The following is a 26,151-nucleotide window of genomic DNA, read 5'->3' as shown; positions in this document are numbered from 1 at the left end:
CGGGAGGTGAACCGAAGTTCGAGAAGACCATGGCACCAACGGCAAGTGTCGAGAGTTGAAAAGCGGTCCCGCCCGCGGTCAACGAACGTCAGCAATGGCCGACGAAGGTGCATTTATCCTCGATACACAGATGGCCGGCTTCAAGGTGAAACCGACATCGCAAACAAACGCGAATTTCCTCCGCTTCGGCGTGTTACTGAGTTGGACTTGGACGCAAGATACGAGACTTCGTTCTTCCAACGCTTGTGTCCTCGACTGTCGGTGTGTTCGCGAGGCAAACTAGCCTAGACCAGTGAAGATAGCTTTCCTTATTTGGTCGATCCTATTCGCTCGATCGCGTTCGCCAGCTTTTCTGTGACTAAGTGGCTATATCGTTTTGTCGAAACGATCGATAGATGCCCGAGTACCCCGCCGACGGTGAAGAGGTCGACGCCGGCGTTAATCATTTCAGACGCGGCTGCGTGCCGCAAGTCATGGAAGCGCGTCTTTGAAAATCCAGCGGCGGCGCGAGCTGATTCGAAGTGATTGCCGAACACGTTTGCGCTGACCGTGAAGCGGACGTTGCGAGCGAGCACCGCGATGCGTGGATGGATCGGAATTATCCTGGGCATGCCGTTCTTCGTGTCAGTCAGCGCAAAGCCTTTCTTCGTCACCGTCGCACGCAAAATCTCTGACTTGCGCATGCCCGAATAGAACGCGATGCGAATCGCGGCACGTACTTCTCGGTGCTTACACGCTCGTGCGATCAGAAGCATTTCACGGCGCTGTGGATAATGATGGCGTTCGTTGCTCACTGACGGCATGACCATCCTTGCGGTCTGATCCTCGGCGAGCATGCCGACCTTGTGAGCGTACTTGATGGCGGCGCGCAGGTATGCCAGCACGTTCTTGATCGATGCATCAGTCAGCGGCCGCTTGGTCATGCCATGGTGATCTCTCGCAGCGCGCATGGAGGCAGCGATTCGAATTGACCAATCATGTAGATCGAGCGCGTCTTGCTCTGCATATTCGGCGCTCCATTTCTGGAGGATGCGGATACGCTTCTCTGCGTCCTTCCAGCGATCCTTCTTATCGACGACGTGCTTGCGCACGCACTCACCAATCGTCACCGTCGGGCGACGCTCTCCGTTCGCGATTGCGTAGATTTCCGCTTCCCATCGTCTTGCGAGGCCGTCCGCTTCTGCGGAAGAAACTCCAAGAGGGAGAAGCTTTGTTTGACGGATACGTTCGCCCTTGATGATCCGGTTGAATGTCCACCGGTAGCGCTTGCGTCCGTTTTTTGTAACGGTTTCGATTGGCATGATTCAAGGTATAAGAAGAGGGAACGGAGGTCATACACATGCGTTTTGCGCGTGAGCTTAAAACGTTTGATGTACGCTCCACGAGTGTCGAGTCTGCTGATCATCTTCGGTGGCACGCCGAGTATCTCGGCGGCTTCCAATGCAGTTACCCGCTTTCCGGATTCGATAGGCATGTGCTTCCCCAAGGTTGCGGTTACTCAGCGCGGCATCCTTGTCTTACACCTTGATGAAGTGATGTTGATCGTTCAGTGTGTAGAGCGCATACGGATCGAGACCCTCTTCGCCTATATGCCCGACTTTCATGCGATATCTCTGTTCAAAAAAATCCCAGTACCAAATGCTGATCTGGCCTTTCAGGCCGGCGCTTGCTCTTCCTTGAAAGCCTACGATGGCCGTTCCGCAATCTTCTGCTGTGGCGACCCCGCCGCTTCCGGCGATGGCAGTCCCACGTCGACCAGCTGAGGAGATACCGCGAAAGCCAGCGGTCGCTGTTCCGCGAGATCCAACTGATGCGACACCGCGATATCCGGCGACGGCTATCCCATCACTCCCAGCAGATGCTGCGCCGAGTGCCCCGACAATAACGGATCCGCCATCGCCAACAGCGCGATGTTCGCCAATTACGGGGTGCTCGCGAGCGCGGGGCTCGTGTGCGACAAGGTAGTGAGCCGCCTCCTTACTCGTGCCGACGAAGCGCACTTTGCCGCGTGGGAACTTGCAGATGCCTTCAAATTCGACGATCTCATCCGTGATCGCTTCGACGACGAGCCACTTCGCGGTTGGCTCAATATACCCGCCGATGGCATGATCGCCGTGACCGTAAAGCCAACCACGAAGACCGCCAAAGCGGAGCGTTGGCTCCCAGCAGGGCGCTTCCGCAATCGCGCCTATACGCGGCCATGTGTATCCATAGTCGGTCGACATGTCAGCGCGAGATATGCAAAGCAGCAGCGACTTATTCAGATGGACTTGTTTCGGCGGATCGTCTTTAAATGGGAAACCAAGTCGGATGGCGGTTTTGGGATACTGCAGTCGGGGGAAGATTGTCTCTATCATTGGACGCCCAGTTAGTAGACCATAATTTAAAAGATGCTTGATGCAGGTGGAGATCGACGAGTCAGCGCATTATCGCCAGAGCGCGCCCGCTGGTGCCGCTAAGCAGAGGAACCAGATAACCGCAATGCCGACCGCGTACAGCACTATAGAGATGCTTTCCTTGATGCGCGTGTGTGCCTTGACGGAAACGGTTCGGGTGTCGACTTGCAAGATGTTGCGGAGAAGAGCGTTGTCTTTGGCAGCGCGGTTCATTGCGGTCCTCGCATTGATGACTATGTGTATTTCGCAAGGCACAGCCTCTTGCACATTAATTCGAAGCCAGCCGATGAAGAAGTTACTACGCGAAGTCAAATGCCTTGACTGCGAACCGGACAGGCGCATGGACAGTGACAAAAACATCAATCTGGAGGAAAGCTCACAGACCGATAGTCAAGTAAATAACTTCGAGATGTTCATTACTTACTTTGGCGTCAGATCTTCGGTGTGCTCTCATTGAGGCAAGTCCGTTGACGCACTGACAAGTCCCAAAGGTTAACGCGGGACAGGGCGCTTCAAGGATTGCCCGCTGCTTCAAAGCTTGGCGAGACGCCTCGTCACGTTCAAGTGACGCCAATACCTCGTAATCAGTCCATGCCGAAGATTAGCGTAGCGCGAACACGCATGTCAATAGCGTTACGCGAACTCTAAGTCTGGTTTTATCGGAACAATGAATGTGGGCTTTTTGGCTGACTGTATGGATATACAGTATTATTGTCTGAGGAAATATTACCGGAGACGTCAGTGAAGCAAAATCCAACGCGCGAGGAACCCGACGCAGTTTGGTCCCTGTCCATCTCAAAGAGAAACGCGGCCCGCCTAAACGTTGTGGACGCGTCAGATAGATTCAAGCCGAGAGGGTTGTCTACGCTGTCGATTTCGTGGGGGGACGGCGAGATGTCGCAACGGGTAGAAATACGACCGGAGCATCGCAGGGAAATCGCCTTTTGGCTAACTAACCTCGCCAGACGGATTGGGGCGCCCGACTAGCATGCTTTACTTCTTCTGGTCCACGCTTTTGATTGCGCAGGTGCTGGAGTCTCTGTGTTCTCTATGAATGCTTCTGTATGAGAAACGTGCTGCGCTTGCGCTAAAAGTCCTTGAATAAAGCCGATCACTTTCGCTTGCTGCATGGACCCCAGCTCATCCCATCCAGGAACTTCACAGCGGGCGGGGTCGTTGTCCATCCATCCTACTGGCTTGCCAGTCGCCTTTTCAATATACCGTGCCATGTCATCGGCGATGCCGCGCGGCTTCCCTGTTCGCGAGTCTTTTGATGCGTTCAGCCATTGGCGAACTTGAGTTTCGCTTCTTGAGATTATCGAGGCGAGTTCGATGACTCCTCCTACCTCCTCCGCAAGGACGCGTAGCTGATCTTTTCTAATTTCGTGACATGTTTTCATAGGCGTATTGCAACCCATTCCATGCACTGACGGAATTCGCGTAACGCTATTGACACCGTCGTTCGCGATACGCTATTGTTGGCCGATGGACCTTGACGCATTCTTATCTTGTTCTCGCTCGCCAAAAGCCAAGCATTTCGCCGAGATGCTTGGCGTCCCGTCGACGCTTATAAGCCAATGGCGTAACAGGACGCGAGAAATACCAATAAAGCGCTGCGTGGTCATTGAAAGAGCAACGGGTGGGCTAGTGAGCAGACGCGATCTTCGACCTCACGATTGCGAAGAAATCTGGCCGGAACTTTCAGACTGTCCAGGACAAGATAGAACCTATGAAAGCCGCATCAATAACGTTTGAAGCACGTCCGGATGGCGACGATCTCGTGGACGCGGCAGATCGCGCGGCTATCGACGGCAACAAGATTGCCGGCGTTTCGCGCGCCCAAGGTGTCTCGGTCGATGACGTACCTGTGGTGCCTCTGGTTTTGTGTTTCGGTCGCGATGTGGCGATGCAAAAGCGTTCAATCAACGTTAGCGTGAAACGGAGATGCCGCCAATCGTGGACCTTGCCCTGTCGAAACAAGTATGTTGCAGGCACGGCCTACAGATTGACGGCGCAACGCTTCAGTCCATTGAGATGTGTAGGTGGGGTGCGATGATCAGATCCTAGTGATTTGAGTGCCGCTCGCGACAATCAAAAAGGTGTTGTCGGAGAGGGGCAATAAATCGCCACCATCGATGAGTCGAAAATTTTTTGAGCCTAGTCTAGGCTGCGCTGAAAACGGCGACGACCCATAAATCGAATCCTGCGTCACGACAACTCGATAGACGTTACCAGCTCGGTCCCTTGCGTAAAACAATTCGGTGAACATGCGCCTGCACTTTTTTGAGGTTTGGGGGACCCAGATTTTGCTGTGTATCAGAAGGCATTTGGATCGGCAAGCTGATCGATTGGTGCGACTGCTGCGAATTATTGGTTCGATTGGCGGCCTTCGGCGAGCATAGCGGCCGGTGTTTTGGTATGCCATGAAGACCGCGCCATTTTTTGGTGTTTTTTGAGCGTTTGGTCATAACCACTTGAGGTGGCGTGACAGCATGAAAGGACAAAATATGAACTCTGAAAGTGACGATTGAGACCACTGGGCTGGGCCAAGGTCCCGCCACGACCATGGGTCGTGTTGCCATTCACGTAAGTAAATGCTAGGCGTGCGTCGTGTAACGACGCTCGTATCAGTCGATGAGGCGCCATGTTAAGGACCGACTTGTGCCCAGGTCACGAGGTGACAAGCGAGATCGGCTCGATCCACGTAAGCGATGCAGTGATGCCGCCGAGGGAACAAGGCCTGTGGGAGCACCTGCGACTGAAGTACGGCAGTGAGATTGACATCACAACGCTTTGCTCGCGAAACCGTCGATGAGCGCGGCGCCAAACAAATCAGACGGCACTATCAAGTTTTCGTCTGTCTTTCAATCGAACTCGCACATCGTGCAAGCGAGATCTTGCTTATGAAGAGGAGAAGCAAAGATGCATATTGAGAAACACAAGCAGATGCTTAAGCAAGCGACCAGCGAGACGCTGAACGAAGTTGTAACGCAGATCAAAGAGGAGCGCCCGAACGCCTTTCATGTCGAAGCCGGCGCGAACGAAACAGTGTCGCAACGGCGCTTTGCCTATGAACCGGCAACACCATTGCCGATGGCGGGCTTCAATGTCCCACGCAGCGAAGCAGCGGCGGCGATTCAAACCGCTATGCGGAAGTCGTCGGACCAAGGGGCGAAACGGTAGTAGCTATGCAAAGCAGTCTCCAAGATAGCTTTTTGATTTAGTCGTACTACAGACAGGCACGAACGCTAGTGTGCGTCATCAACGCAGTAGACCTTGCGTTTAGATGTCTGCCTAAGAGCGAGAACTGATCGACACGACCTATGGCAAAGAATTCAATTGACGCTTATGGCGCGGCGGGGAAGACAAACCCTGCTGTTCTTCGACCCGGACAAGCTGGTGCTGGTCACGGATACGGATTCACCGTTGTACGACCCACGCGTTGATTTACCCGTGAACGTCGATCTTGCACGGAACATCGACTTCCAAGGCGTGCTTCAACCAATCTCGGTGATGAAGAACACCGAGACCGGCGAAACGGAAGTCGCGGTCGGTCGCCAGCGTACCAAGGCAGCTCGACTCGCCAATGAGTGGCGACGATTGCGTGGGGAGCAACCCATCCAGATCCCTGCACAGGTCTATCGCGGCGAGCGGCGAACCGCGCTCACCGCGATCATCGGCGAAAACGAGCTGCGCGACGCTGATACACCGCTCGGTCGAGCGGAAAAGATGCGGCGTGTGATGGCACTCGGCTATAGCGAGGGTGAAGTGGGGACGATATTCGGATGCTCGACGGCTACTGTTCGCGCCACGATCGCTCTTCTCGAATGCTGCGGCGATGTCCGTCGAGCGGTCGAGAGCGGGCGCATCAAAGTCACCCACGCTCGCCAGCTGTCGCGCCTAGAGCCGGATGCACAGCGTGAAAAGGTGCGGGAATTGATTGCCGCTGGCGAGAATGTGACGGGCCATGCGCGCGCTCGCGCTCAACGCGCCGCTATTGGCGAGCGCTCAACTCGGATGCGAAGCCGCAAGGAAGTCCTGAAGGAACTGCAGGTTTCGTCGGGTGAGCGTGCGGAAGCGTTGCGCTGGGTGATGCAGGTTGCACAGCAGGAGGACGGTGAATGACGACATTGGAGCACGAAGCCCAGTCCAACGTGCAGTCAGAGGCCGAGACCCAACGAGACCAGCGCGCGTCGGAGCCTCGAAAGATTTGCATTAGCTGCGGAGCAAAGCAAAACGACGACGGCTCTCTGCCGTGCGGTCACGACAACAACCTGTGAGGTCATCGATGACTCAAGTCACCCCGTTCATCTTCGATGGCGCGCCTGTGCGCGTCGTCCCCATCGACGGAGAAGCTTATTTTGTCGCACGCGACGTCGCGTTGACACTGGGCTACGTTAAGCCAGAGAACGCCATTCCGACGCATTGCAAGGCTACCCTGAAACGGGGTATCCCCACGCCGGGCGGTATCCAAGAGATGACGCTCATTCCCGAGCGCGATGTCTACCGTCTGATCATGCGCTCACGACTTGCGTCTGCCGAGCGATTTGAGGAGTGGGTCGTAGGAGAAGTTCTCCCGTCAATCCGCAAGACGGGGGTTTACTCACACGAGGCAACCACTTCGGCAAAGCTGGCCGGCGAGTTGGCGATCGCCGAATGCTTCACACGGCTTCTTAAGCCGTCTCCGTCCAGCCAGATCGCAATGCTGTCTCATATCGCAAAGAACCACGGCCTGGAGCCGGCATTCCTTCCTGCCTCCGCCGTTGACGCTACCCCGGATTCGACAATGGGCAGTTCGATGGAGACGAGGCCAATAACGGATTTGCTCGTCGCGCATGGAATCTCAATCTCGCCTCGCACGTATAACCGTCTCTTGGCGGATGCTGGGATGCAAGCCGAGCGCACGCGCCGCAGCTCCTCTTCTCGTGCAGTCAATGGAACGAGGCGCTTTTGGGCGATCACCGAGGCGGGGCTGTTGTACGGCAAGAACATCACCAACCCGAATAGCCCGCGCGAAACCCAGCCGCATTGGTACGTGGATCGGTTCACCGATTTGCATGCGCTCGTCTCGTCACGGGTCGTTGGAGCTTCCACGTGAGTATCAAAGTTCAAACAATGGTCTGGGATCGTTACCCGGGCGAGGATCACGAGCTCCTACTCGCTCTGAAACTCGCGGACTACTGCGACGACAACGGCGAGCATATTTTCCCGAGCATCGAAACGTTGGCTCAAAAGACTCGTCGTTCAGCACGGGCGGTTCAATACCAGATAAAGAGCATGGTTCAGCGCGGTTGGTTAGTTCAGGTCGCGAACGCTGGCGGAGGTCGGGGAAAGACATGCGAGTACCGCATTAGTCCTGGTTGGATAAACGGTGCAGAGATTGCACCCTTAGTCGGCCCCAAAAAGGGCGCAACGGTTGCATCGTTTTCAAAGGGTGCAAAGGATGCACCCAATGCAAAGGGTGCAATGAGCGGCAAAAAGGGTGCAACGAACGACGTAAAGGGTGCAACGAACGACAGTAAAGGGTGCAACGGGTTGCACCCGATTCACCAAGAACCATCAGAACCATCAGAGAACCACCAACCTGCGCGACGTGCGTCGCGAGTTGCGTCGCATGAGCAGATCCGAAATCTCGAACTGCCCGACGAGATCCCATCGGCCGTCTGGGCAATGTGGTGCGAGCACCGCGAGGCGAAGCACAAGGACGCCCCATGGACGCGAGTAGCGGCTGCTGTCTCGGTCAAACGTTTGCTTGCGCTCGCAGCGGGCGGCCAGTCGCCCGAGGTGACGGTCGAGGAGGCTGTGCTTCGTGGCTGGACGGGGCTCTTCCCCGTGCGAGCTGAGACGCTCACGCAGGCATCGCCCGGCGGCGCGAGAACGATCGCTGCGGACTGGTGGCGAACATCAGGGGGCATCGAGGCGCGCGCCGAGCAGCTTGGCGTACGGCAGGGCGATGGTGAACTGTTCATGCGCTTCAAGGCGCGCGTGTTCAAGGCGGCCGGTCCGGGCGAATGGATGGAGGACATGCTGCGGACAGTGGGGCGGGAGAGCGAGGAGCGCTACGAGGCGCTTTACGCTTACTTCAATGATATCCCGCGCGATCGCAATGGCAACACGGAGGCGGCATGAGCGAGTCCGGCCAAGACCGCTCCGCCATGGATCCGCAGCGTGACCTCCTCGGGGCAGAACTCGGTGCGAACCAATGCCAAACCTGCCGATTCGCAGTCACGAATTCGGCCCGCGAGCGCATGCATCAACTGGCCTTTCAAAACTGTTTGCTACTGCCCGACTGGCACTACGTGTCCGGACATTCGACGTGTCGTTTCAATCCTGTTCGTTGGAGTTCAACATCATGAACGCTCAAAAGCTCGCGCGCGCGGTCGTGTTCGACGTGTTGCTCGTCATCTGCCTGTACCTGTGGATCGAGGGTGGTCATGCTTTCGCACGGGATGTCGCCATCGCCTATCTTTGCGTCATCGCTGAAATCATGTGGATCGCTGCCTTGCTCGTGCCTGCGACGGATTACGAGCACGGCTATCCCGTAAATGCCTTCTACGACTTCGTGTCGACGACGGCCATCTTGGGCATTCTCGCCTGGCAGCGCGAATTCATCGTAGCGATGCTACTCGGCATCCCGTACTTTCTCACCTTGGCAAAGCGGGAGGTGGCGCAAGCATGGTGAAACGCTGCTCATCCTGGCCCGTGTACGTGCCCGCAGGTACAAAGAACGTCGGCACGGCGCGCGTACGCGAGGACATGACTGTCGGTCGAGATTCGCAGCAGCGCGCACTTGCGCAGAAGTACGGCACACAGCCAAACAGCGAAGTCGACGAGATCATGTCCGGTTTCGATCCGGTAGTGTCTCAAGTATTGGCGGCGCGCGGCGCGGCGACATCAGGCGAGGCCGCAAGAAAGGCACTCCAGGCGCTGGGCCGGCTTCGCGACGGCGAGCAGAACGCAACCGAGCGCCGTTACGAGGCGCATCTTGAACAGCAACGGCGCTCAGGCGAAATCCAGTGGTACATGTTTGAGGGCATCAAGCTGAAACTTGCGCCGAGGACCTTTCTGACTGTGGATTACGTGGTGTTGCCTGCGTCCGGGGTGTTGGAGATGCACGACGTGAAGGGTGCGCGTGCCATCTTCAGCGATGACGCCAAGGTCAAGATGAAGGTCGCTGCATGGATCTTCCCCCTCGTTTTCAAGGTGGTATATCCGAGAAAAGCGCGCGACGGCGGCGGTTGGGATGTGGAGGAAATTTGATGAACAACTCGCAACCGGAAGCGTTCTGCATACGCAAACACGGTGGTTTGCGCATCCAAAGGATGGAATCGGTGCGCGCAGTACGAATGGGTTTGGCAGAGGAAATCGCATGAAAGCGATGCAAGCGATGGTACTGACGGTACAGATTCCCGTTGTCGGTCTCGTAACAGAAAAGGGAATGCGCGGCCGCTACACCTATATGACGAACAAGACGTCATTAGAAACGATGGTGCATGGCTTGCGCCGTGTGCGGCATCTTGATCACAGCGGTGAGGAATACAAGGTCAAGGCGCTGGCTTTTATTCCTGTGGGATACCGCGGCTCGATCCAAAGATCTGATTGGGTCAATCACGAATACGCATGGGTCGATTGCCTTTATGCGAGTAACTGGAAGTCGCTTGAGGCGTTTCGCGATAGCGGCGATCACACATGGATGGCGCCGGATGCGCCGATATCGGAAGGAAGCAAGGTATGACACCAGCAAGATTTCAAGCGGCGCTGAGCGGGCAATCTGCGATTGCGAAGAAAGTGCTGGAGATGGTGCCGAAGCAAGACGCATGGTCGCGCAACGAGATCGCGATGCATCTGCGGCGAGTGACGAAGAGCTCGCCTGATGTCGCGGTGCTCGATGGGTGCTTGCTTCGGTTGCAGGAAGCTGGTTTGGTCCGTGAGAAGTTCAAGGGGCGCTTTCAGCGCGTGGAAGTAAGAGAAAAGGAGAGCATGGTGACCGTAGCAGCGAAACAAATCGAATCCAGTTCAGCGGGTAGCGTGCCGAGCCATTCGGTGCTCGACATTCTGTCCGCGCTTTCCGGTCGCGCGCGCAAGCTCGCCGGGGATCTGACGGAGCTAGCCTCTGACGTGGAGACCGCGGCGCTGACGATCGAACAGCGGCAAGCACAAGACAGCGCCGACCTGGCGAAGCTGCGTCAGTTTCAGGCGCTCTTCAAAAGTCTCGCCTAGGAGCCGCCATGAAGACGCCGCACACCTGCTGCGCCCGAGGGACGCGCGTTCGCGTAGTGCTGCGCAATGGAGACGTGATCGTCGATCGCTTCGTGGAACGCACGGGCAAGTTCGTCGTGCTGGCCAAGCACCGGATTCGTGGGGGTGAATTGAAGTCGTTCGGGATCTATAAAGGGGCGAGCCGGTGAGCTATCAATTATTCCGCGTTGGAAAATGCTGGCATTTCCGCTTCCAGGTGAACGGCGCGCGGGTGCAACGCAGCACACGCGAGAGCGTCAAGCACAAGGCCGAAGTCGTGGCGGCGCGCGCCTACCACGACGCCAAACTATGGTCGAGAGGACGCGAGCCGGTGCCGACGCTGCGCGAGTTGTTTGTGAAATGGATCGGGGCTAACGAGCCGATCGTGAGCGGCGCGCATATTAAATCGATGCGAACCGTCGCCCGTTTGCATCTGTATAAGCTCGGCGATGTTTCAATCGATCAGTTGACGAACGAGGCAATCGAGCAGGCGCGTCTTGAGTATTTGAAGACGCACAGCCGGGCAAGCGCGAACCACTGGCTCAAGTCGATCAAGGTCGTGTGCAACTGGGCGGTTCGGCGCAACATCCTGCCGATGGTGCCGTGGTCGGTGAAGCTGATCAAGCTGCAGAAGCGGCCGCGTACGACTTTGCCTATTTCGATGACCGCGAAGTGGCTGATCGAAGTCGATGCTGCGGCCGCTCGGCGGCCGGGTGTTTCGTTCGCCGTGCGGTTGATGCTCGGACTAGGGTTGCGCGAAATGGAGACCATCACGGCGCGTTGGGAGTGGCTCGATTGGGAGCGCGGCACCTATACGCCAGGCCGGACCAAGGGGCGCGAGGCGGACCCCGTGCCTGTCCCGCAATGGTTGCTCGACTATCTGCAACCCACGCGCCAGGCGTGCGGACTGATCGTCACGCGCACGAACGGCGAGGCGTTCAAGCCGGGTTTTACGCGTCGAGCGATGTTCGCCGCAAACGCCGCATGTGAAGTGGTCGGGCTCACACCGCACCGACTGCGAGGCACGTTCGCCACGCTTTTGAGCGAACAGGGTGTTCCCATCCAAACCATCCGGCGCGTGATGCGCCACAAGGATGCGCGTACGACGATGGTGTACCTGGAAGCTGACCTGGGCTCGGTTGTCGATGCGCAAGCACGATTGAGCGAACGAATGGGCTTGGTCGATCTCGCGAAACGCAAAGTAAGTGGCGAAAAAGTGGCGAAGAGCATCGCTCAAACCCTTGTCGTTACTGAGTTGTCGAATTCCTGTGAGTCATCCGCTCAGGGTGCGCACGACGAGACTCAAGCCATCACGAGGTCGTCGACAACATGAGCGCATACACATACATTGAAATGTCTGCGATTCCGCAACCGCTTCTGCGGATGGCCGTGCGACGGCTGGAAGGATCGCAGAGTTGGATCTCAATTCCAGGCTGCCCATTCGCTGGAATCGAAGAAGAAGGTCAGATCCAGTTTCCGTATCCGCGCAACCGGGAACTGCGCAAGCAGTTGCTTGCCTGGTTAGATCACTGGAACATTTCTTACGGCGTTGAGCAATAGCGAGATCGGTGGAGAGGCTATGAGTGAACAGGGCTTGAATGAAGGTGCGCGAAACGCGGCAGACGACAAGGTTCATCGTTGGGTTGCTTGGTGTCTGACACGCCGCATCTTCGCGCCGTATGTAAAGTCGAATGTGCTTGCACGTCTGCAGCCCGCCCGTCGAGCAATGGCGCGCGAGCCGGACTCGTTTTTGGATCCTGAGATGCCGTTCTTCAATATGGCGATCCATGCGCTATGCGAACAAGGCGGTCGCGCGCACGAGGCGGAGTGCTTCCTTGGAGTCTATTGGTACAACGCGAACATTAAGACATTGGCCTACGAGCAGAATTGCGCTCGCGGCACGATCTATAACCGCGCCCGTCGGTTTGCGGAACGCGCCGAATCGCTCAGCAAATCAATCCGCCGGGCAAGTGAAAGCTTCATGTCCGAAAAGTGTTCAAGAATTATTGAACAAAATAGTTCTACTGCTGATTGAACACTTTCATATAAAATCGGCTCTTAATCGATAGGCTGCATCACTGTCTTCAAAGCCCGCATGGCTCAAACCGTGTGGGCTTTTTGCATTGGTGCGCGTCTTGCGCGATAGCCTCGTTCGAGGCTAGTTCATCCATCTCTGTGTTGCAACCTGCGAATGGCGAGACTGAGGACCCTTAAGCTCCGACTGAGTAACGTGAAGGCCAATAGGCTTTCGTTGTTAAAGGTGAAAGCTGGATCCACGGTGCGCATTCGTGGGCGCAGATGGATGACGACGCGCATGCGCATCGCCGCGCGTGACAGCTTTTGCTGCGCGCAGTGCGGCCGAGCTTGGAACGAGCATATCGATCACGTCGATCATCGCGTTCCGCTCGAAGCTGGCGGCAGTAACGACGACGCCAATCTGCAGTTGCTCTGCGTTGACTGTCATGCGCGCAAGACGGCGGCGGAGGCTGCGGGGCGGTTTGGACGTTGAGCAAGTGTTTGGGGGGGAGGGGGTGTCGAAAGTCTGGTGGGTTCGAGGCTCGGACACCGAGCGTTCTCTCACGCGCACAAAATTTCCCCTTTTACGAGAGTTGCTAATGTCGCTAACGAATAAGCAACGGCTGTTCGTAGAGGCGTATCTCGTTGATGGAAAAGGGAAAGACGCCGCAGTCGCAGCCGGATACAGCCAACGTACCGCTAGCATCGAAGCTAATCGGTTGCTAAAGAACCCGCGGGTGTTAGCGGAGATCGAGCGTCGAAAAAAGTTGCTTGATCGTCCCGCGAAGGTCGATGCGAATTTGGCAAGTGTGGCCGCGGCCGCAGGATTCGACATATCTAAAGCGGTCGCGACGCGCGACGCGCTGGAGTTTTTAATCGCCGTGTTTAATGATCCGATGACCGAGCCGAAACTACGCGTTGATTCGGCGAAAGCGGTTGTTCCGTATCAACACGCGAAGAAGGGCGAGGGCGGGAAGAAAGAGCTGCGTGATGAAGCCGCAAAGAAGGTCGCGAGCAAGTTTGCACCTGCCGCGCCGCCCAAGCTCGTCGCGGCAGGCGGCAAGAAGGTGTAAGTATGGAGTGGACGACAGCCTGTCCCGATTGGGAAGCTCGTTTGATCGACGGGAGGTCGATCATTCCGGCTCCGATCTTTCCTGATGAAGCAGAGCAGGCGCTGGCGATCTTCAAAGAGCTGCGCGTTGTCGATCTGCCGGGCAAACCGACGTTCGGCGAATGTAGTGAGCAGTGGGTCTTCGACTTTGTCTCTGCCATTTTCGGAGCCTACGATGCGCAGAGCGGTGCGCAGTTGATTCGCGAGTTCTTTCTGCTTATCAGCAAGAAGAACACGAAGTCGACGATCGCTGCCGGGATCATGTTGACGGCCGTTATTCGCTGCTGGCGTGAAGAGGAAGAGCATCTGATCCTGGCGCCCACGAAGGAAGTCGCCGACAACAGCTTCAAACCGGCCGCCGGCATGGTTCGAGCCGATGATGAATTGTCGACGTTGTTTCACGTCCAAGACCATGTTCGAACCATCACACATCGCGTGACGCGTGCGTCGTTGAAGGTCGTCGCTGCCGATACTGACACGGTTTCCGGCAAGAAATCAGGACGCGTTCTCATCGACGAGCACTGGTTGTTCGGCAAGAAGTCGAACGCTGAAAGCATGTTTATGGAGGCGACGGGTGGTCAGATCTCGCGCGACGAGGGATGGGTCGTCATCCTGACCACGCAGAGCGACGAGCCGCCGGCGGGTGTGTTTCGCGAAAAGCTCAACTATTACCGCGACGTGCGCGACGGAAAGATAGTTGATCGCAAGTCGTTGGGCGTGCTTTATGAGTTTCCGGAAAAACTGATTGCATCGAAAGGCTATCTTGACCCGGCGAACTTCTATGTCACGAACCCCAACATTGGGCGCTCAGTCAGCGCCGAGTGGCTCAAGGACCAGCTACGCAAGATCCAGCACAAGACGGACGGTAGCTTTCAGCAGTTCGTTGCGAAGCATCTGAACGTCGAGATAGGCCTGAACTTGCGCTCCGATCGGTGGGCGGGCGCAGATTTCTGGGAAAACGCTGCGCGCGCACGTGGCATCACGCTCGAAGAGGTGATCGAGCGAAGCGAGGTGATCGACGTCGGAATTGACGGCGGCGGACTGGACGACTTACTCGGGCTTGCTGTGATCGGGCGCGAAAGACAAACGCGTAACTGGCTTGCCTGGACGCACGCGTGGGCGCATCCGTCCGTTCTCGATCGTCGAAAGGAGATCGCGCCGCGGCTGCACGATTTTGAGGCTGAGGGTGATTTGACGATGGTCGCGCAGATTGGCGATGACGTGCGAGACGTTGCCGACATCGTTGCCACGATCTATCAGGCCGGGCTGCTCGACAAAGTCGGCGCTGACCCGGCCGGTATAGGCAGCGTTCTTGATGCACTCGCCGAGCTCGGCATTCCCGAGGACAAGGTGATAGGTATCTCGCAGGGCTGGAAGCTCTCCGGCGCGATCAAAACCGCTGAGCGGCGCCTCGCTGTTGCAGGAAACAGCAGAGTGAGCGCAGATGACGTTGTGCCTGACGGCGTGCTGATGCATGGCGGTCAGCCGCTAATGGCGTGGTGTGTGGGTAACGCGCGCGTCGTACCGGTCGGGAACGCTGTCAATATAACGAAGCAGGCCAGTGGATCAGCAAAGATCGATCCATTGATGGCGCTGTTTAACGCCGTGACACTGATGGCACTTAATCCCACAGCGCTGTACGGCGGTTCCGTTTATGACCAAGGGGTAGGCGTTTGAGTGTGATTGGACTTGCTGGCTGGATCGCTGGATTGGTCGGCTTCGGACTGCTTGTTTCCGGTGTGGCACTCTTAAGCGTGCCAGCGGGATTTATCGTAGCGGGACTGCTCCTTTTGTTCTGGGCATACCTTGCCGACCGTGCCGCGGCTCGCATCGGGCAGGCGGCGCAGGCAAAGGAGTAGGTAGTGTTTTTTAGCAAGCATCTATTGCCTAGCGCTGGTCTCTCGCAGACAGGGTCAGGCGGATGGATCTCGTCGCTTCTGGGTAGCGTGCGCTCCGAGTCGGGCCAGACCGTTACCAAGCAAAGCGCGCTATCACTCACGGTGCTGCAGGCCTGCGTCACCTTGTTGGCCGAAAGCATTGCGCAGTTGCCGATCGAGCTGTATGAGCGATTCGGCGATGATAGGAAGCCGGCGGTTGATCACCCGTTGCATTCGATACTGAAGTACGAACCGAACCCGTGGCAAACCCCGTTCGAGTACCAAGAGCAGTCGCAGCTTGCCGTCGGACTTTGCGGAAATAGTTATAGCTTTATTGATCGCGACTGCGATGGGGTTGTTCGGGGGCTCTATCCGATGCCAAGCGAATCGGTGGTAGTTATGCGCGGTGGGGATCTCAAGCCTTTTTACTTCGCCTTCGGCAGGGAGCTGATGCCCCAGCGCCTGATCCATCATGTTCGCTGGATCACGCTCGATAGTTATACAGGGCTGTCCCCAATCATGCTCCATGCGAATGCGATTGGGCATTCTCAGGCGATACAGCAGTATGCGGGAAGGTCGTTTCTGAATGGCACGGTGCTCTCCGGCGTGATTGAACGACCGAGTGCAAGCCCGCCCATCAAGGATCAGGCAGGTGTCGATCGCATTACCGAAAGCTGGAACGCAAAGTTCGCAGGCTCCGGCAATGCCAAGAAGGTCGCGCTCCTGCAGGAGGGCATGACCTTTAAGCCGCTGTCGATGACTAACGTTGACGCGGCTTTGATCGACGCGTTGCGGCTCTCCGCGCTCGACATCGCCCGCATCTATAAGATTCCGGCGCACATGGTGAACGAACTTGAGCGGGCCACGTTCAGTAACATCGAGCATCAGGAGATCCAGTTTGTGATCTATACCTTGTTGCCATGGGTCAAGCGGCATGAGCAGGCGAAAACGCGTGATTTACTGCTGCCGTCCGAGCGCAAACGGTACTTTATCGAATACAACCTGGCAGGGCTGCTGCGGGGTGATCAGGCGTCGCGGTACGCAGCTTACGCGGTCGGGCGTCAATGGGGCTGGCTGTCAAGCAATGACATTCGGCGCTTGGAGAACATGCCGCCAGTGGACGGGGGAGATACCTATTTGAGCCCGCTCAATATGGTGGACGCATCCAAGCCGCTGCCCATGCCGCCGAGCAAAGCTCAGCCCACTAAAGCGCAAGTTGCAGACGTCGAAAGGATTCTGTCTTGAAGTCACATCTCAGACTCGCGAGCCTAATTTTCAATCAGCCGCAACTCGTTAGTGATCACATGATGTCGCTGGCGGTCCAATGGGCTAATCAGGCCCTGTATCTGAATATCGTGAATTTGAGCGTGCACGGCACGCAGCCGAAAGTCACCGACGACGGAGACTTTGGCGGCAGCGCGCAGATGGCGGCGGCATCCGAGCGCCGACGCACAGTGGTTGCCGATACTGGTCTGGACATCATTCCGGTCGCCGGCATCCTTGTATCGCGCTCCGCGCACATGAACCCGTGTGAGCCGATGACGAGCTATGAAGGACTGCGCGCGTCGCTGAACCAGGCTGTCAGCGATCCCGCGGTCGAGCACATCATTCTTGACATCGACAGCAACGGCGGCAGCGCGACGGGTGCGTTCGAGTTAGCCAACGACATCCGTGCTGCCACGAGAGTGAAGCCGATCACGTCGATCGTCAATTTCTCCGCGTTCTCGGGCGGCTACCTGATCGCGGCGGCCGCGTCGAACGTGATCGTCAGTCAGAGCTCTGGTGTCGGTTCGATCGGCGTAATCGCCAAGCATCTGGACATGTCCAAGCGCGACGAGCAGCAGGGCATCAAGGTTACCTCGGTGTTCGCTGGCGACCGCAAGAACGATCTTACGCCCCACGAGCCATTGAGTGACCAGTCACTCCAGCATCTAACTAGCGTAGTGCAAACAAACTACGCGCAATTCGTCGATGCAATCGCGAACTTCCGAGGCCTCACCACTCAGGCGGTCAAGGACACGCAGGCGGGAATTTTCTTTGGGAAGCAAGGAGTAGAGGCGGCACTGGCCGACAGTATCGAAACGCCTCAGTCTGCTGTGAATCGGATAGCCGCAGAGATACGAGCGTCGCGTGGCGAGCGCAAGGCGAGCACGGCTTCACGGCGAAGCGTTGCCGCGCAGGCCGCTGCGATGAGGATGCGAAGTACCTACTGACATACACGAGTTTCGCACGTCAGCGCGTTCGCGGCTGAACGAGTACTGCCGCCTTCAGGCGGCTTTTTTTGGAGATCGATCTTGAATATCAACGAACTTCGCCGCGAACGCGCGAACATTAACCAGCAGGTCCAAGCGCTTGCGGCGAGCGAAGCGGGAGGCGTTGCGCTGTCTGCCGAGCAACATGTCGAATTTGCTAGTTTGAGTACGAAGTTCAGCGAGATCACCGCACAGATCGAACGGGCAGAGATGGCCGAGCGCATGGCGGCCGCGGCGGCAGTTGCAATCGATCCGACGCCGGCAGCGGTGGCGAGCGGCGGGGCACCGAGCGTTCCGGCGCAGCCGAAGATGCCGGAGGTGAAAGGCGCGAAGGTGGCGCGTATGGTGCGCGCGCTGGCCGCAGCGCGTGGCGACACGCAGTTGGCTTCCAAGTTGGCGCTGGAGCGCGGTTTTGGTGAAGACGTCGCCATGTCGCTAAACACCCTCACCTCGAGTGCGGGTGGCGTCCTGGTGCCGACAAACCTCTCGAGCGAAGTGATCGAGTTGCTGCGTCCGAAGTCGGTTGTTCGCTACCTAGGAGCACGCACGCTGCCGCTGTCGAACGGCAACATTACGATTCCACGCTTAAAGGGCGGTGCTGTAGTCGGCTATATCGGCGCAGACACGGATATCCCGGCCGCACAACCGAAGTTCGACGACTTAAAGCTTACGGCGAAAAAGCTTGCCGCGCTGGTGCCGATCGCAAACGATCTGCTCAAGTATGCGGGCGTGAATCCAAATGTCGACCAGATCGTTGTTAGTGACTTGACCAGTGCTATCGGCTCTCGAGAGGATAAAGCATTCATTCTCGACGACGGAAATTCGAACACACCGAAGGGCCTCCGTCACTGGGCGGTTCAGACAAACAAGATCGCCGCAAGTGACGGGTCGTCCGTGCAGAAAGTCGACATCGACTTGAATAAGGTAATTCTGGCACTCGAGGGTGCGGACGCAAACATGATCACGCCGGGATGGATCATGGCGCCGCGCGTGTTCCGGTTTCTGACGAGCTTGCGCAACGAAACCGGTAATAGGGTCTATCCGGAGCTCGACAAGGGCATGTTGAAGGGTTATCCGGTCGGGCGGACGACGCAAGTTCCGATTATTGGCGATCCTGATGGCAAGCCGGCCGATAAGACCAATGCGTCGGAGGTCTACTTCGCTGACTTCGGCGACCTGTTCATCGGCGAAGAAGATTCGCTTGAGATCGACTACAGCAAGGAGGCCACCTACAAAGATTCGGATGGTCAGGTAGTCAGCGCTTTTCAACGTGACCAGACGTTGATCCGGGTGATCGCCAAGAACGACTTTGGTCCGCGCCACGTCGAATCTATTGCCGTGCTCATCGGCGTACGCTGGGGTTTGTAACAACCCTCGATGAGTTCACTCGCCGGTTAAACTGAATGGCCGCTTTGCTGCTTAAATACTTGGATGCCGAACCACTGACGTTCGAAGATGTCGCTGCGCAATGCCGAATTGACGACGAGGATGAGCGCGATTTCATTGAGCGAACTGTGATCCCAGGCGCGCGGCAGGCGGCGGAAAGTAAGTCGGGCGCTGCGATTCGCCACGCGCGGTACGTCGAGCGTTTTGCTAGCTTCCCGCGAGGCGAAATCCCGTTGTCAACTGGACAGGTCCTAACCGTCGAAAGCGTGCAATCGCGCATTGCTTCGGAAGAGTTGACAACTCTGGATAGCAATACCTATGAGGTTGTGCAGCTGGGTCGTGAGACGCTTCTCGCGCCCAAGGCCAATAGAGCCTGGCCCGATGCCAGTACGGTTTTGATCACCTACCAAGCGGGCATCGACCTGTCGCGCTATCCATCGGTGCGTTCGTGGATGCTTCTGGCGGCCGCATGGGCATATGACCATCGCGAACTGTATGCACGGGGACAAGCCATCGGCGAGATGCCAGGTGGCTATGCCGACGTGCTGCTCGCGCCGATTTGCGTGCCATCGAGATTTTGATGCCGGCAGGAGTGTTCAATCGGACCGTGCGCATCGAGCGCCGTGTACGAGATCCAAATCGTGAATCGATCGCGTGGGAGCTTGTCATTAAGACGCGCGCGTTTGTGATTATGCAAAGCGGCAAGGAGATCATTGCGGCCGATGCGCCCGTCAGCATCACGCGAGCAAGCGTGCGTATTCGGTATAGCCGGATAGCTTGCAAGGCCATCCGGCAGGGCATGTGCTTGACGGTTGATGGCCTCGTCATGCGCATTGAGCAAGTGCAGCCGGATGTTGCTCGGCGCGAGTACATCCAACTTATCTGCGTCACCGATGAGCGCCGGGAAAATCGTTCGTAATGCGCTCGCGCATCTGGCCGACGGGCGCGTGTTCGAAGACGTGGTGGATGACGATGTTCGCCCCCCGTGGATCGTTTATCAGATGGCCGGCGGACGTTTTCCCGTCGGTCTGAGCGGCAAACCTTTGGGCGTAATCCGAGCACGAGTGCAGATTTCCGTGTGGAGTACTACGTCTGAGGGTCGCGCGAAACTGATGCATCAAGTCGTCTCGGCGATCGTCAACCCTACGGTTGGCGCGGTGCCTCTAGGCGCACCTGAGGATGTCTTTGAACACGAGACCCGCCTCTTTGGAAGTCATCTTGATGTGAGTATCTGGGGCAAGTTTTATTAGAACGTGATGCAGGACCGCCGCGGCGATTTTTGAATAACGGAGTAAAGGCAATGGCAGAGAAAACCACGCCGGAAGATATTTTTCGCGCAGATAACGACTCAAATAAACAGCAGTCGACCGCAGTTCCATCGCAAGGCACCACGCTGGCGTATAAGGACGCAAGCGATGACAACGCTTCGTTTGCCGAAGTAGCAAATTTCACAGACATCTCAAGCTTCACGGGTTCGGCAAACCTGGTTGACGTCACGCGTTTGAATAGCACCGGTCGAGAGAAAAAGCGCGGTATGCAGGATTGGGGGCAAGTGACGCTCGCACTTCACGTGAATATGACCGAGAAGTCGCATCAGGCATTGTTCAACGCGAGAAAAAACGGAACGCTGCTTGAGTTTCAACTCACTTTGTCGGAAGGAACGGTGATCAATTTTAAAGCGCATGTGAAGGATTTCCCGATCGCGGCGAAGGTCGATCAAATGCTGACCAGCTCCGTCAACTTGGAGGTGAGCGGCGAGATCGTGATTGCGTTCGGTAAAAAGTCGAATTCGCAGTAAGGCTCTATCTAACGTTTATCTCATTCGCAAAACCAATCGAAAGAGGCATGACATGCAACGAGAACAAATTTTATCGGCTCTTCAGCCCAATATCGTCGATGAGAACGTCATGGCACTCGGAGGTGAGCGAGTACGCTTTCGCGAGCTCACGGGCGCGGCGCGCGACGCGCTTTACGACAGCGTTAAAGATCGCGCTGGAAACAGCGCATTTGAAGCGACGCTGATCGCCGCCACTGTGGTTGATGAAGCCGGTGAGCCGCTGTTTTGTCGAGACGACATTGAAGCGCTTCGTGCGGGGCGCAAGCCGCTCCTCGAAGAACTCGCGCAGATCGCGATGCGGCTGAACGGTCTCGGTAACCGCGCCCAGGAGGAAGCCACAAAAAACTGAAAGCCAGCCCGCAGAAACTGATGTGGATGCGCATTGCCATGGTATTGGGTATGTCGGTGCGGCGCGCCAAGCTCGAGGTGTTCAGTGCCGAATATTCGGATTGGGTGGCGCTGTTCGAACTCGAACCGTGGGGCGGCCACATTGAAGATCTGCGGGCCGGCACACTTATGAGTCTGTTGTACAACATCCATCGTGGCAAGGAAGCACCGCTCGCGACGGCGGCAGAGTTCACGCCTTGGTCTGGTTGGAGCCGCGAAAATTCAAAGCCTAGTGGGCGCAGCGCCGAGGAGATTGTGGCCAACACGTTTGGTGTCAATCTGGACGCAGCCAAACGCTTCGGCGCAAAGCGCCTCGTCGTGCGCAATGGGGAGGTGCTTGAGAGTGAGTAAAAACTATCGTGTTGAGAATCTTGAGGCGTTGACTGAGATGTTCGCCAAGCTCGATGACGCGGCAAGTGAAAGCACGCTCCGCCAAGCGGCGGTGTCCGGCGCTCGCGTGATTCATGACGAAGCGAAACGGCGCGTGCCGGTAGGCGATCGCATCGGCACGCGTTTCGGCCGCCCCCATTCTCCTGGATTCCTGCGAGACCATCTTCTGATCGCATACGATCAAGAGGAATCAGTGCCCGGCAAGCTTGCCTCCTACATTGTCACCTGGAGCTCGGATGCCTTTTATGGCCGCTTTGTGGAACTGGGCAAACGGAACGCGGTGCCGTTGACGAAGCGCACGCTCGCGCGCGCCATTCACGACATCGAGTTCGGTAGTTCGCGAACGCCAGCGCAGCCGTTCATGCGACCCGCGTTCGACGCCAAGAAGTCAGAGGCGGCTCGAAAGATGGCTGAGGTCGTCGAGCAGAAGCTGATGGAGGCAAATCGTGGCTAATGAGGTCGTCACTCGCATTAGCGCCGATGCGTCCGGTTTCGAAACGGGCATGGAGCGGGTAAAACGAGCGAGCAAGGGCTTCGTCGCTGATCAGCAAGCGAGCGCCCGAAGGTTCGAAGCCTGTCAGAAGGATATGGCTGCAAACAGCACGCTTGTAGCACGTGCGCTTGAGGAGGCGGCCAATAGCGGCGCTGCGGCGAGCGTGCGTCAGGTGAATGCTGCGGTGAAGGGCTTTCAGAAAGTGGCCGAGACCGCAGGTAAGACACGGTTCGATCTGATGCGATTGAGGGCAGCGAATCTTGGAATTGCCGAGTCCGCGGAGCCATTGATTGCGAAGGCCGAGGCGGCATCACGCGCCATGAATCACCTCGGAGCTGGATCGGCGGCTGCTCGGCGTGAAATATTTGTGCTTGGGCACGAAGCCATGCAAGGTAGCTGGAAGAATTTCATGGGCTCGCTCATGGTGCTAGGTGAGCGCATCGATGTCCTGCCGATGCTGTGCGGGCCGGCGGGCATCGCCTTAGGCGCCTTTTGTGCAAGCGCATACGTTGCTTATCATGCCATCCACGCACTCAGCGAGCAGCAAGAGAAGCTCGATCATGCGATGGTTGTTACTGGCGACTATGCAGCGCTCACGCAGGGCAAATTGCTGGTGTATTCCGATACTCTCTCGCACCGCGTAGGCGTGTCGACGAACGACGCACGCCAGGCGTTGATGACTCTCGCGCAGTCTGGGCGCGTCGCAGCGGCAGATCTCTTGCAAGTCGCCGAGGGTGTGGCGGCCTATGCAAAGGTCTCGGGGCACTCGACAGAGGACGTAGTGCGTCAATTCGAGCAGGCGTATGGACATGCTGCCCAAGCCGCGCGGAACTGGGCTGACACGCACCACGACCTGAGCCGGGCGCAGATCGAGCAGATCCGTACAGTCGAACAATCCGGCGACAAAGCGGGCGCATGGGCGCAGTTCGTACAAGCGGCGAGCGAACGCGCGCGAGAAGCCGTCGTGTCCGACAACAAGGCAATGACGGATAGCTACGAGACTCTTGGCCAACGGTGGGAGCGTTTTTGGCGGGGTGTGACAGGCAAGGGCGACGAGCTCGCGAAGTTGCAGGATGCGATCGCTTCCCAGCGAGGCATGCTGTATGACGCCGATGCTAATCCGTTCGGGACGAACACGGAGGCGATTGAAAGGGAAATCGCGGCGCTTGAGCGCCGCAAGCGTGCTCTGCTTGACCAAGCATCTAAAGCAGACGCGCACAAGAAGAGTGTCGACACGTTGGGATCCATGATGGCGCATCACGACGAAGAGATGAAGTCAATGCGCTCGTGGAAGGAAAAGCTTGACGATGCGAACGCCAGCGCACGCGCAGCCAAGGATGCGATCCTGGGCGTCGCCAGAGCGGCTGGCAAGAGTCATCAGGAGCTTCGCGAGCTTGGGGCACGGCTCGATGCGGATCTGAAGAAGACGCTTGCTCACAATGAGTCGCTCTACCATGCGCCAACGGCCGACAGGCGGGCGTCACACACAGATGATGCCGCAAGGCGTTATCTCGATCGGCTTCGTGAGCAGGCTGCTGCGCTTCGGGCGCAGATGTCGACGACCGGCAAGCTTAGCGACGCGCAAAAGGAGCTCGCGCGATTCAACGAGAAGATGGCCGCATTAAAGGCCCACGCCGCGAATAGGGAAGAACAAAGTCTCGCGCATGCCCAATCAGCCATTCGATTACAACTTGAGCGCAATATTGGCATCGAGAAAGAATTGAAGCTGCGCGAGGCGACAGCGAAGATTGCCGTGCAGGCGCGGCATGCGCGTGAGAGCCTACGCGAGTACGGCGAGGAGCAAGCTGGCCGTTACGCGCGCGCGCTCAGTGAGCGCGACGCGGCTCCAGTGCGCCAAGACGAGCAAGCTGATCTGAACGAAATCACGCGCAAGCACCAACGCGAGCTTGATGAGTTGCGAAGGAGCGCAAGCTCAGACGTATTAAACAGCGATGGGTATCGACGAGCGGTGGCGGATGTTCAAGCGAGTCTCGTCGCATCGATCGCGAACCATGACCGGTATTACGCGGAGCTCAGGAGGCACCAAACCGATTGGCTCGAAGGTGCAAACCACGGCATGGCGGAGTTCTTCAAGGACACGCAAGCTCACGCGGAAACTGCACGCCACGCGGTGGTCAACGTCATGAGCCGGATGGAAGACGCGGTGACGAAGTTCGTGACAACGGGCAAGCTCGGTGTGAGAGAGTTTGTCGCCAGCGCGCTCGCTGATCTGTCGAAACTTGCATTGCACCAGGCAATGGGCGGAATTCTTGCAAGTCTCATAGATTGGTCACCGACCACAGGGGTGGTTGCGCAGCTTCTGAAGCTGCTGCCCCACCGCGCACAGGGCGGATCCATCTCTGGGCCGGGCACGGGCACAAGCGACAGCATTCCTGCGATGTTGTCCAACGGAGAGTACGTGGTGAACGCCGCCTCAGCACGTCGGCATTATGCGCTGCTCGAGGCAATCAATTCCAATCACTTGGCGCATTTCTCCTCGAGCGGCCTCGCGGGCGGGTCGACCGCGGTCGCGGCGCGATCGGAAGGCGCACAGGTTCACTTGGCTGTTCACCATCATGGAGGCTTGAGTCTGAGCGATCATGACCTTCGCGCGCTGCAGGAATGGGTGGGGGCGTTCTTTGACCAGAAGCTTGCGCGCAAAATGGGCGGGCAGGGCGGAGTCGGTTATTTGATGTCGCAAGGGGTGCTTGCGTGAGCATATCAGCTATGCATCGCACCTTTACCTGGTCACCTTCTGTTGGTGCGGAGGGAATCACGCACTTTCGAGTGCACACGGTGCAGTTCGGCGACGGCTACAGCCAGGCGTTGGCCGACGGCGTGCGTAACGTCACGGAGTCGTGGCCGCTTCGGTTTGTTGGTGACGGGCAAGAAATCGGCGCAATCCGCGCGTTTCTCGAAGCCACGCGCGGTAGTGCCCCCTTTTACTGGACACCGCCATTACGCACGCGTGGTCTTTTCAGGCTCGACGCGCAGCAGGGTGTGCAAACCCGCGCGCTCGGCGGCGATCTTTACGCATTGAGCGTGACATTCAAAGAGGTCTTCGACGCATGAGTGAAGTGATCAATGCTGCACGTGCGGATGTGCAGCGACTGGAGCCGGGTGCGTTGATCAATCTATTCGAGCTCGATCTGACAAGCCGAGGCGGTGAAGTTCTGCGGTTTCACGCGCATCAGCACGGTGGCTTAATCAAATGGCAAGGGCAGCAGTACCATGCGTTCCCCGTGCAGATTATGGGCTTTGGACGAACGGGGGGCGCCGCACAACCCACGCCTACGCTGAGCGTTGCAAATCTGGATGGCGCGATCTCGAAGTTGTGCGAGCGGTTTGCCGATCTCGTGGGCGCGCCGGTGCGACGACGCAGAACGCTTGCGCAGTATCTTGACGATAGCGCGCAGGCAGACCCGCATGCGGAGATGCCCGTCGAGGTGTGGCTAATTGAGCAAAAGACGCTTGAAACGGCGGCGGTGGTCGAATTCTCTTTGAGTTCACCCTTGGATCTGTCGGGGCGCAAACTGCCTGCACGCCAGATTATCAGTGCGGTGTGCGAATGGGAGTACCGCGGTGCTGAATGCGGTTATCGTGGAACGGATTACTTCACGCGCAACAACATCAACACGAAGAATCCGGAAGAGGATAGGTGCGGTAAGCGATTGTCGAGTTGCCGAAAGCGCTTTAAGGACGTGCCGCTGCCTTTTGGCGGCTTTCCCGCTGCGGGCGCGGATGGCGCGCTTTCGCGAGGCGGATAGG

At 57.4% G+C, this 26,151-nt stretch carries 34 protein-coding genes; 30 read left to right on the top strand and 4 right to left on the bottom strand.

Annotated features, from left to right (window positions below; all coding sequences use genetic code 11):
- Positions 1–308 precede the first annotated feature (308 nt).
- From P9292_RS20110 to P9292_RS20095, 4 genes are all read right to left on the bottom strand, one after another.
- Positions 309–1,301 (bottom strand): site-specific integrase, encoded by a 993-nt coding sequence (locus P9292_RS20110; protein ID WP_309854007.1) that lies wholly within the window; start codon positions 1,299–1,301, stop codon positions 309–311.
- Between the two features lie 216 nt (positions 1,302–1,517).
- Positions 1,518–2,357, bottom strand: coding sequence for a hypothetical protein (locus tag P9292_RS20105; protein ID WP_309854010.1), 840 nt, complete (start codon positions 2,355–2,357; stop codon positions 1,518–1,520).
- 69 nt (positions 2,358–2,426) lie between these two features.
- Positions 2,427–2,609 carry a hypothetical protein gene (locus tag P9292_RS20100; protein WP_309854014.1) on the bottom strand — a complete coding sequence of 61 codons (183 nt, stop codon included), beginning with the start codon at positions 2,607–2,609 and terminating at the stop codon, positions 2,427–2,429.
- 770 nt (positions 2,610–3,379) lie between these two features.
- Positions 3,380–3,796, bottom strand: a complete 417-nt coding sequence (locus P9292_RS20095; RefSeq protein ID WP_309854017.1) for a hypothetical protein — start codon at positions 3,794–3,796, stop codon at positions 3,380–3,382.
- Positions 3,797–3,881: 85 nt separating this feature from the next.
- On the opposite strand from P9292_RS20095, the gene P9292_RS20090 reads away from it, so the two are divergent.
- The 30 genes from P9292_RS20090 to P9292_RS19945 all read left to right on the top strand — a co-directional run bounded on the left by P9292_RS20090 (position 3,882) and on the right by P9292_RS19945 (position 26,150).
- Positions 3,882–4,151: a YdaS family helix-turn-helix protein gene (locus tag P9292_RS20090; RefSeq protein WP_309854020.1), complete on the top strand. Its 270-nt coding sequence runs from the start codon at positions 3,882–3,884 to the stop codon at positions 4,149–4,151.
- Positions 4,126–4,452 (top strand): hypothetical protein, encoded by a 327-nt coding sequence (locus P9292_RS20085; protein WP_309854056.1) that lies wholly within the window; start codon positions 4,126–4,128, stop codon positions 4,450–4,452. The genes P9292_RS20090 and P9292_RS20085 overlap by 26 nt, the downstream gene beginning before the upstream one ends.
- A gap of 866 nt (positions 4,453–5,318) precedes the next feature.
- Positions 5,319–5,579, top strand: a complete 261-nt coding sequence (locus P9292_RS20080; RefSeq protein ID WP_309854024.1) for a hypothetical protein — start codon at positions 5,319–5,321, stop codon at positions 5,577–5,579.
- Positions 5,580–5,744: 165 nt separating this feature from the next.
- Positions 5,745–6,521: a ParB N-terminal domain-containing protein gene (locus tag P9292_RS20075; RefSeq protein WP_309964097.1), complete on the top strand. Its 777-nt coding sequence runs from the start codon at positions 5,745–5,747 to the stop codon at positions 6,519–6,521.
- A gap of 163 nt (positions 6,522–6,684) precedes the next feature.
- Positions 6,685–7,494 carry a BRO family protein gene (locus P9292_RS20070; RefSeq protein ID WP_309854030.1) on the top strand — a complete coding sequence of 270 codons (810 nt, stop codon included), beginning with the start codon at positions 6,685–6,687 and terminating at the stop codon, positions 7,492–7,494.
- A complete protein-coding gene (locus P9292_RS20065; RefSeq protein WP_309854033.1) occupies positions 7,491–8,525 on the top strand; it encodes a helix-turn-helix domain-containing protein in 1,035 nt (344 codons plus the stop codon). The genes P9292_RS20070 and P9292_RS20065 overlap by 4 nt, the downstream gene beginning before the upstream one ends.
- 223 nt (positions 8,526–8,748) lie before the next feature.
- Positions 8,749–9,078 carry a hypothetical protein gene (locus P9292_RS20060; protein ID WP_309854036.1) on the top strand — a complete coding sequence of 110 codons (330 nt, stop codon included), beginning with the start codon at positions 8,749–8,751 and terminating at the stop codon, positions 9,076–9,078.
- Positions 9,079–9,098: 20 nt separating this feature from the next.
- Positions 9,099–9,656: a hypothetical protein gene (locus P9292_RS20055; RefSeq protein ID WP_309960935.1), complete on the top strand. Its 558-nt coding sequence runs from the start codon at positions 9,099–9,101 to the stop codon at positions 9,654–9,656.
- Positions 9,657–9,765: 109 nt separating this feature from the next.
- A complete protein-coding gene (locus tag P9292_RS20050; protein ID WP_309854042.1) occupies positions 9,766–10,131 on the top strand; it encodes a hypothetical protein in 366 nt (121 codons plus the stop codon).
- Positions 10,128–10,616, top strand: a complete 489-nt coding sequence (locus P9292_RS20045) for a hypothetical protein (RefSeq protein ID WP_309960933.1) — start codon at positions 10,128–10,130, stop codon at positions 10,614–10,616. Before P9292_RS20050 ends, P9292_RS20045 begins: the two co-directional genes overlap by 4 nt.
- An 8-nt stretch (positions 10,617–10,624) precedes the next feature.
- Positions 10,625–10,804, top strand: coding sequence for a hypothetical protein (locus P9292_RS20040; protein ID WP_309854048.1), 180 nt, complete (start codon positions 10,625–10,627; stop codon positions 10,802–10,804).
- The gene (locus P9292_RS20035; RefSeq protein WP_309936395.1) at positions 10,801–11,967 is read left to right on the top strand and encodes a site-specific integrase; all 1,167 of its coding nucleotides are present in this window, start codon (positions 10,801–10,803) and stop codon (positions 11,965–11,967) included. The genes P9292_RS20040 and P9292_RS20035 overlap by 4 nt, the downstream gene beginning before the upstream one ends.
- On the top strand, positions 11,964–12,194 hold the full coding sequence (locus P9292_RS20030) for a hypothetical protein (RefSeq protein ID WP_309960931.1): 231 nt from the start codon (positions 11,964–11,966) through the stop codon (positions 12,192–12,194). Before P9292_RS20035 ends, P9292_RS20030 begins: the two co-directional genes overlap by 4 nt.
- Before the next feature lie 19 nt (positions 12,195–12,213).
- Entirely contained in the window at positions 12,214–12,669 is a 456-nt protein-coding gene (locus P9292_RS20025) for a hypothetical protein (RefSeq protein WP_309851716.1), read from the top strand.
- 267 nt (positions 12,670–12,936) lie between these two features.
- Positions 12,937–13,143, top strand: coding sequence for an HNH endonuclease signature motif containing protein (locus tag P9292_RS20020; protein WP_309960929.1), 207 nt, complete (start codon positions 12,937–12,939; stop codon positions 13,141–13,143).
- Between the two features lie 106 nt (positions 13,144–13,249).
- Positions 13,250–13,723: a terminase small subunit gene (locus P9292_RS20015; protein ID WP_309960926.1), complete on the top strand. Its 474-nt coding sequence runs from the start codon at positions 13,250–13,252 to the stop codon at positions 13,721–13,723.
- A 2-nt stretch (positions 13,724–13,725) separates the two neighbouring features.
- The gene (locus P9292_RS20010) at positions 13,726–15,438 is read left to right on the top strand and encodes a terminase large subunit (protein WP_309960923.1); all 1,713 of its coding nucleotides are present in this window, start codon (positions 13,726–13,728) and stop codon (positions 15,436–15,438) included.
- Between the two features lie 185 nt (positions 15,439–15,623).
- A complete protein-coding gene (locus tag P9292_RS20005) occupies positions 15,624–16,883 on the top strand; it encodes a phage portal protein (protein ID WP_309960921.1) in 1,260 nt (419 codons plus the stop codon).
- Entirely contained in the window at positions 16,880–17,851 is a 972-nt protein-coding gene (locus P9292_RS20000) for a S49 family peptidase (protein ID WP_309960919.1), read from the top strand. The genes P9292_RS20005 and P9292_RS20000 overlap by 4 nt, the downstream gene beginning before the upstream one ends.
- Before the next feature lie 81 nt (positions 17,852–17,932).
- A complete protein-coding gene (locus P9292_RS19995; RefSeq protein WP_309853944.1) occupies positions 17,933–19,258 on the top strand; it encodes a phage major capsid protein in 1,326 nt (441 codons plus the stop codon).
- Positions 19,259–19,293: 35 nt separating this feature from the next.
- Positions 19,294–19,857 carry a hypothetical protein gene (locus P9292_RS19990; RefSeq protein ID WP_309853941.1) on the top strand — a complete coding sequence of 188 codons (564 nt, stop codon included), beginning with the start codon at positions 19,294–19,296 and terminating at the stop codon, positions 19,855–19,857.
- A complete protein-coding gene (locus tag P9292_RS19985; RefSeq protein WP_309853938.1) occupies positions 19,857–20,195 on the top strand; it encodes a phage head closure protein in 339 nt (112 codons plus the stop codon). Before P9292_RS19990 ends, P9292_RS19985 begins: the two co-directional genes overlap by 1 nt.
- On the top strand, positions 20,170–20,526 hold the full coding sequence (locus P9292_RS19980) for a DUF3168 domain-containing protein (protein WP_309853935.1): 357 nt from the start codon (positions 20,170–20,172) through the stop codon (positions 20,524–20,526). The genes P9292_RS19985 and P9292_RS19980 overlap by 26 nt, the downstream gene beginning before the upstream one ends.
- Before the next feature lie 50 nt (positions 20,527–20,576).
- Entirely contained in the window at positions 20,577–21,074 is a 498-nt protein-coding gene (locus P9292_RS19975; RefSeq protein ID WP_309959911.1) for a phage tail tube protein, read from the top strand.
- A 52-nt stretch (positions 21,075–21,126) separates the two neighbouring features.
- Entirely contained in the window at positions 21,127–21,462 is a 336-nt protein-coding gene (locus tag P9292_RS19970) for a hypothetical protein (protein ID WP_309959913.1), read from the top strand.
- Between the two features lie 20 nt (positions 21,463–21,482).
- Complete coding sequence (locus P9292_RS19965; RefSeq protein ID WP_309959915.1) at positions 21,483–21,851, top strand: hypothetical protein; 369 nt, start codon at positions 21,483–21,485, stop codon at positions 21,849–21,851.
- A complete protein-coding gene (locus tag P9292_RS19960) occupies positions 21,826–22,344 on the top strand; it encodes an HK97-gp10 family putative phage morphogenesis protein (RefSeq protein ID WP_309959917.1) in 519 nt (172 codons plus the stop codon). Before P9292_RS19965 ends, P9292_RS19960 begins: the two co-directional genes overlap by 26 nt.
- A gap of 223 nt (positions 22,345–22,567) precedes the next feature.
- Positions 22,568–25,099, top strand: coding sequence for a phage tail length tape measure family protein (locus P9292_RS19955; protein ID WP_309959919.1), 2,532 nt, complete (start codon positions 22,568–22,570; stop codon positions 25,097–25,099).
- Positions 25,096–25,455, top strand: coding sequence for a phage tail protein (locus P9292_RS19950; RefSeq protein WP_309959921.1), 360 nt, complete (start codon positions 25,096–25,098; stop codon positions 25,453–25,455). Before P9292_RS19955 ends, P9292_RS19950 begins: the two co-directional genes overlap by 4 nt.
- Positions 25,452–26,150 carry a phage minor tail protein L gene (locus P9292_RS19945; protein ID WP_309959923.1) on the top strand — a complete coding sequence of 233 codons (699 nt, stop codon included), beginning with the start codon at positions 25,452–25,454 and terminating at the stop codon, positions 26,148–26,150. Before P9292_RS19950 ends, P9292_RS19945 begins: the two co-directional genes overlap by 4 nt.
- Position 26,151 lies beyond the last annotated feature (1 nt).

This window comes from Caballeronia sp. LZ001 (genome assembly GCF_031450875.1).
GTDB lineage: Bacteria > Pseudomonadota > Gammaproteobacteria > Burkholderiales > Burkholderiaceae > Caballeronia.
This window is presented reverse-complemented; position numbering and strand designations above follow the sequence as displayed.

Excerpts from the sequence above, each read along its gene's own strand:
- P9292_RS20110 (WP_309854007.1), bottom strand. The coding sequence starts at position 1,301 with ATGCCAATCGAAACCGTTACAAAAAACGGACGCAAGCGCTACCGGTGG.
- P9292_RS20105 (WP_309854010.1), bottom strand. The coding sequence starts at position 2,357 with ATGATAGAGACAATCTTCCCCCGACTGCAGTATCCCAAAACCGCCATC.
- P9292_RS20100 (WP_309854014.1), bottom strand. The coding sequence starts at position 2,609 with ATGAACCGCGCTGCCAAAGACAACGCTCTTCTCCGCAACATCTTGCAA.
- P9292_RS20095 (WP_309854017.1), bottom strand. The coding sequence starts at position 3,796 with ATGAAAACATGTCACGAAATTAGAAAAGATCAGCTACGCGTCCTTGCG.
- P9292_RS20090 (WP_309854020.1), top strand. The coding sequence starts at position 3,882 with ATGGACCTTGACGCATTCTTATCTTGTTCTCGCTCGCCAAAAGCCAAG.
- P9292_RS20085 (WP_309854056.1), top strand. The coding sequence starts at position 4,126 with ATGAAAGCCGCATCAATAACGTTTGAAGCACGTCCGGATGGCGACGAT.
- P9292_RS20080 (WP_309854024.1), top strand. The coding sequence starts at position 5,319 with ATGCATATTGAGAAACACAAGCAGATGCTTAAGCAAGCGACCAGCGAG.
- P9292_RS20075 (WP_309964097.1), top strand. The coding sequence starts at position 5,745 with ATGGCGCGGCGGGGAAGACAAACCCTGCTGTTCTTCGACCCGGACAAG.
- P9292_RS20070 (WP_309854030.1), top strand. The coding sequence starts at position 6,685 with ATGACTCAAGTCACCCCGTTCATCTTCGATGGCGCGCCTGTGCGCGTC.
- P9292_RS20060 (WP_309854036.1), top strand. The coding sequence starts at position 8,749 with ATGAACGCTCAAAAGCTCGCGCGCGCGGTCGTGTTCGACGTGTTGCTC.
- P9292_RS20050 (WP_309854042.1), top strand. The coding sequence starts at position 9,766 with ATGAAAGCGATGCAAGCGATGGTACTGACGGTACAGATTCCCGTTGTC.
- P9292_RS20045 (WP_309960933.1), top strand. The coding sequence starts at position 10,128 with ATGACACCAGCAAGATTTCAAGCGGCGCTGAGCGGGCAATCTGCGATT.
- P9292_RS20040 (WP_309854048.1), top strand. The coding sequence starts at position 10,625 with ATGAAGACGCCGCACACCTGCTGCGCCCGAGGGACGCGCGTTCGCGTA.
- P9292_RS20030 (WP_309960931.1), top strand. The coding sequence starts at position 11,964 with ATGAGCGCATACACATACATTGAAATGTCTGCGATTCCGCAACCGCTT.
- P9292_RS20025 (WP_309851716.1), top strand. The coding sequence starts at position 12,214 with ATGAGTGAACAGGGCTTGAATGAAGGTGCGCGAAACGCGGCAGACGAC.
- P9292_RS20020 (WP_309960929.1), top strand. The coding sequence starts at position 12,937 with ATGACGACGCGCATGCGCATCGCCGCGCGTGACAGCTTTTGCTGCGCG.
- P9292_RS20015 (WP_309960926.1), top strand. The coding sequence starts at position 13,250 with ATGTCGCTAACGAATAAGCAACGGCTGTTCGTAGAGGCGTATCTCGTT.
- P9292_RS20010 (WP_309960923.1), top strand. The coding sequence starts at position 13,726 with ATGGAGTGGACGACAGCCTGTCCCGATTGGGAAGCTCGTTTGATCGAC.
- P9292_RS19990 (WP_309853941.1), top strand. The coding sequence starts at position 19,294 with ATGGCCGCTTTGCTGCTTAAATACTTGGATGCCGAACCACTGACGTTC.
- P9292_RS19985 (WP_309853938.1), top strand. The coding sequence starts at position 19,857 with ATGCCGGCAGGAGTGTTCAATCGGACCGTGCGCATCGAGCGCCGTGTA.
- P9292_RS19980 (WP_309853935.1), top strand. The coding sequence starts at position 20,170 with ATGAGCGCCGGGAAAATCGTTCGTAATGCGCTCGCGCATCTGGCCGAC.
- P9292_RS19975 (WP_309959911.1), top strand. The coding sequence starts at position 20,577 with ATGGCAGAGAAAACCACGCCGGAAGATATTTTTCGCGCAGATAACGAC.
- P9292_RS19970 (WP_309959913.1), top strand. The coding sequence starts at position 21,127 with ATGCAACGAGAACAAATTTTATCGGCTCTTCAGCCCAATATCGTCGAT.
- P9292_RS19965 (WP_309959915.1), top strand. The coding sequence starts at position 21,483 with ATGTGGATGCGCATTGCCATGGTATTGGGTATGTCGGTGCGGCGCGCC.
- P9292_RS19960 (WP_309959917.1), top strand. The coding sequence starts at position 21,826 with ATGGGGAGGTGCTTGAGAGTGAGTAAAAACTATCGTGTTGAGAATCTT.
- P9292_RS19945 (WP_309959923.1), top strand. The coding sequence starts at position 25,452 with ATGAGTGAAGTGATCAATGCTGCACGTGCGGATGTGCAGCGACTGGAG.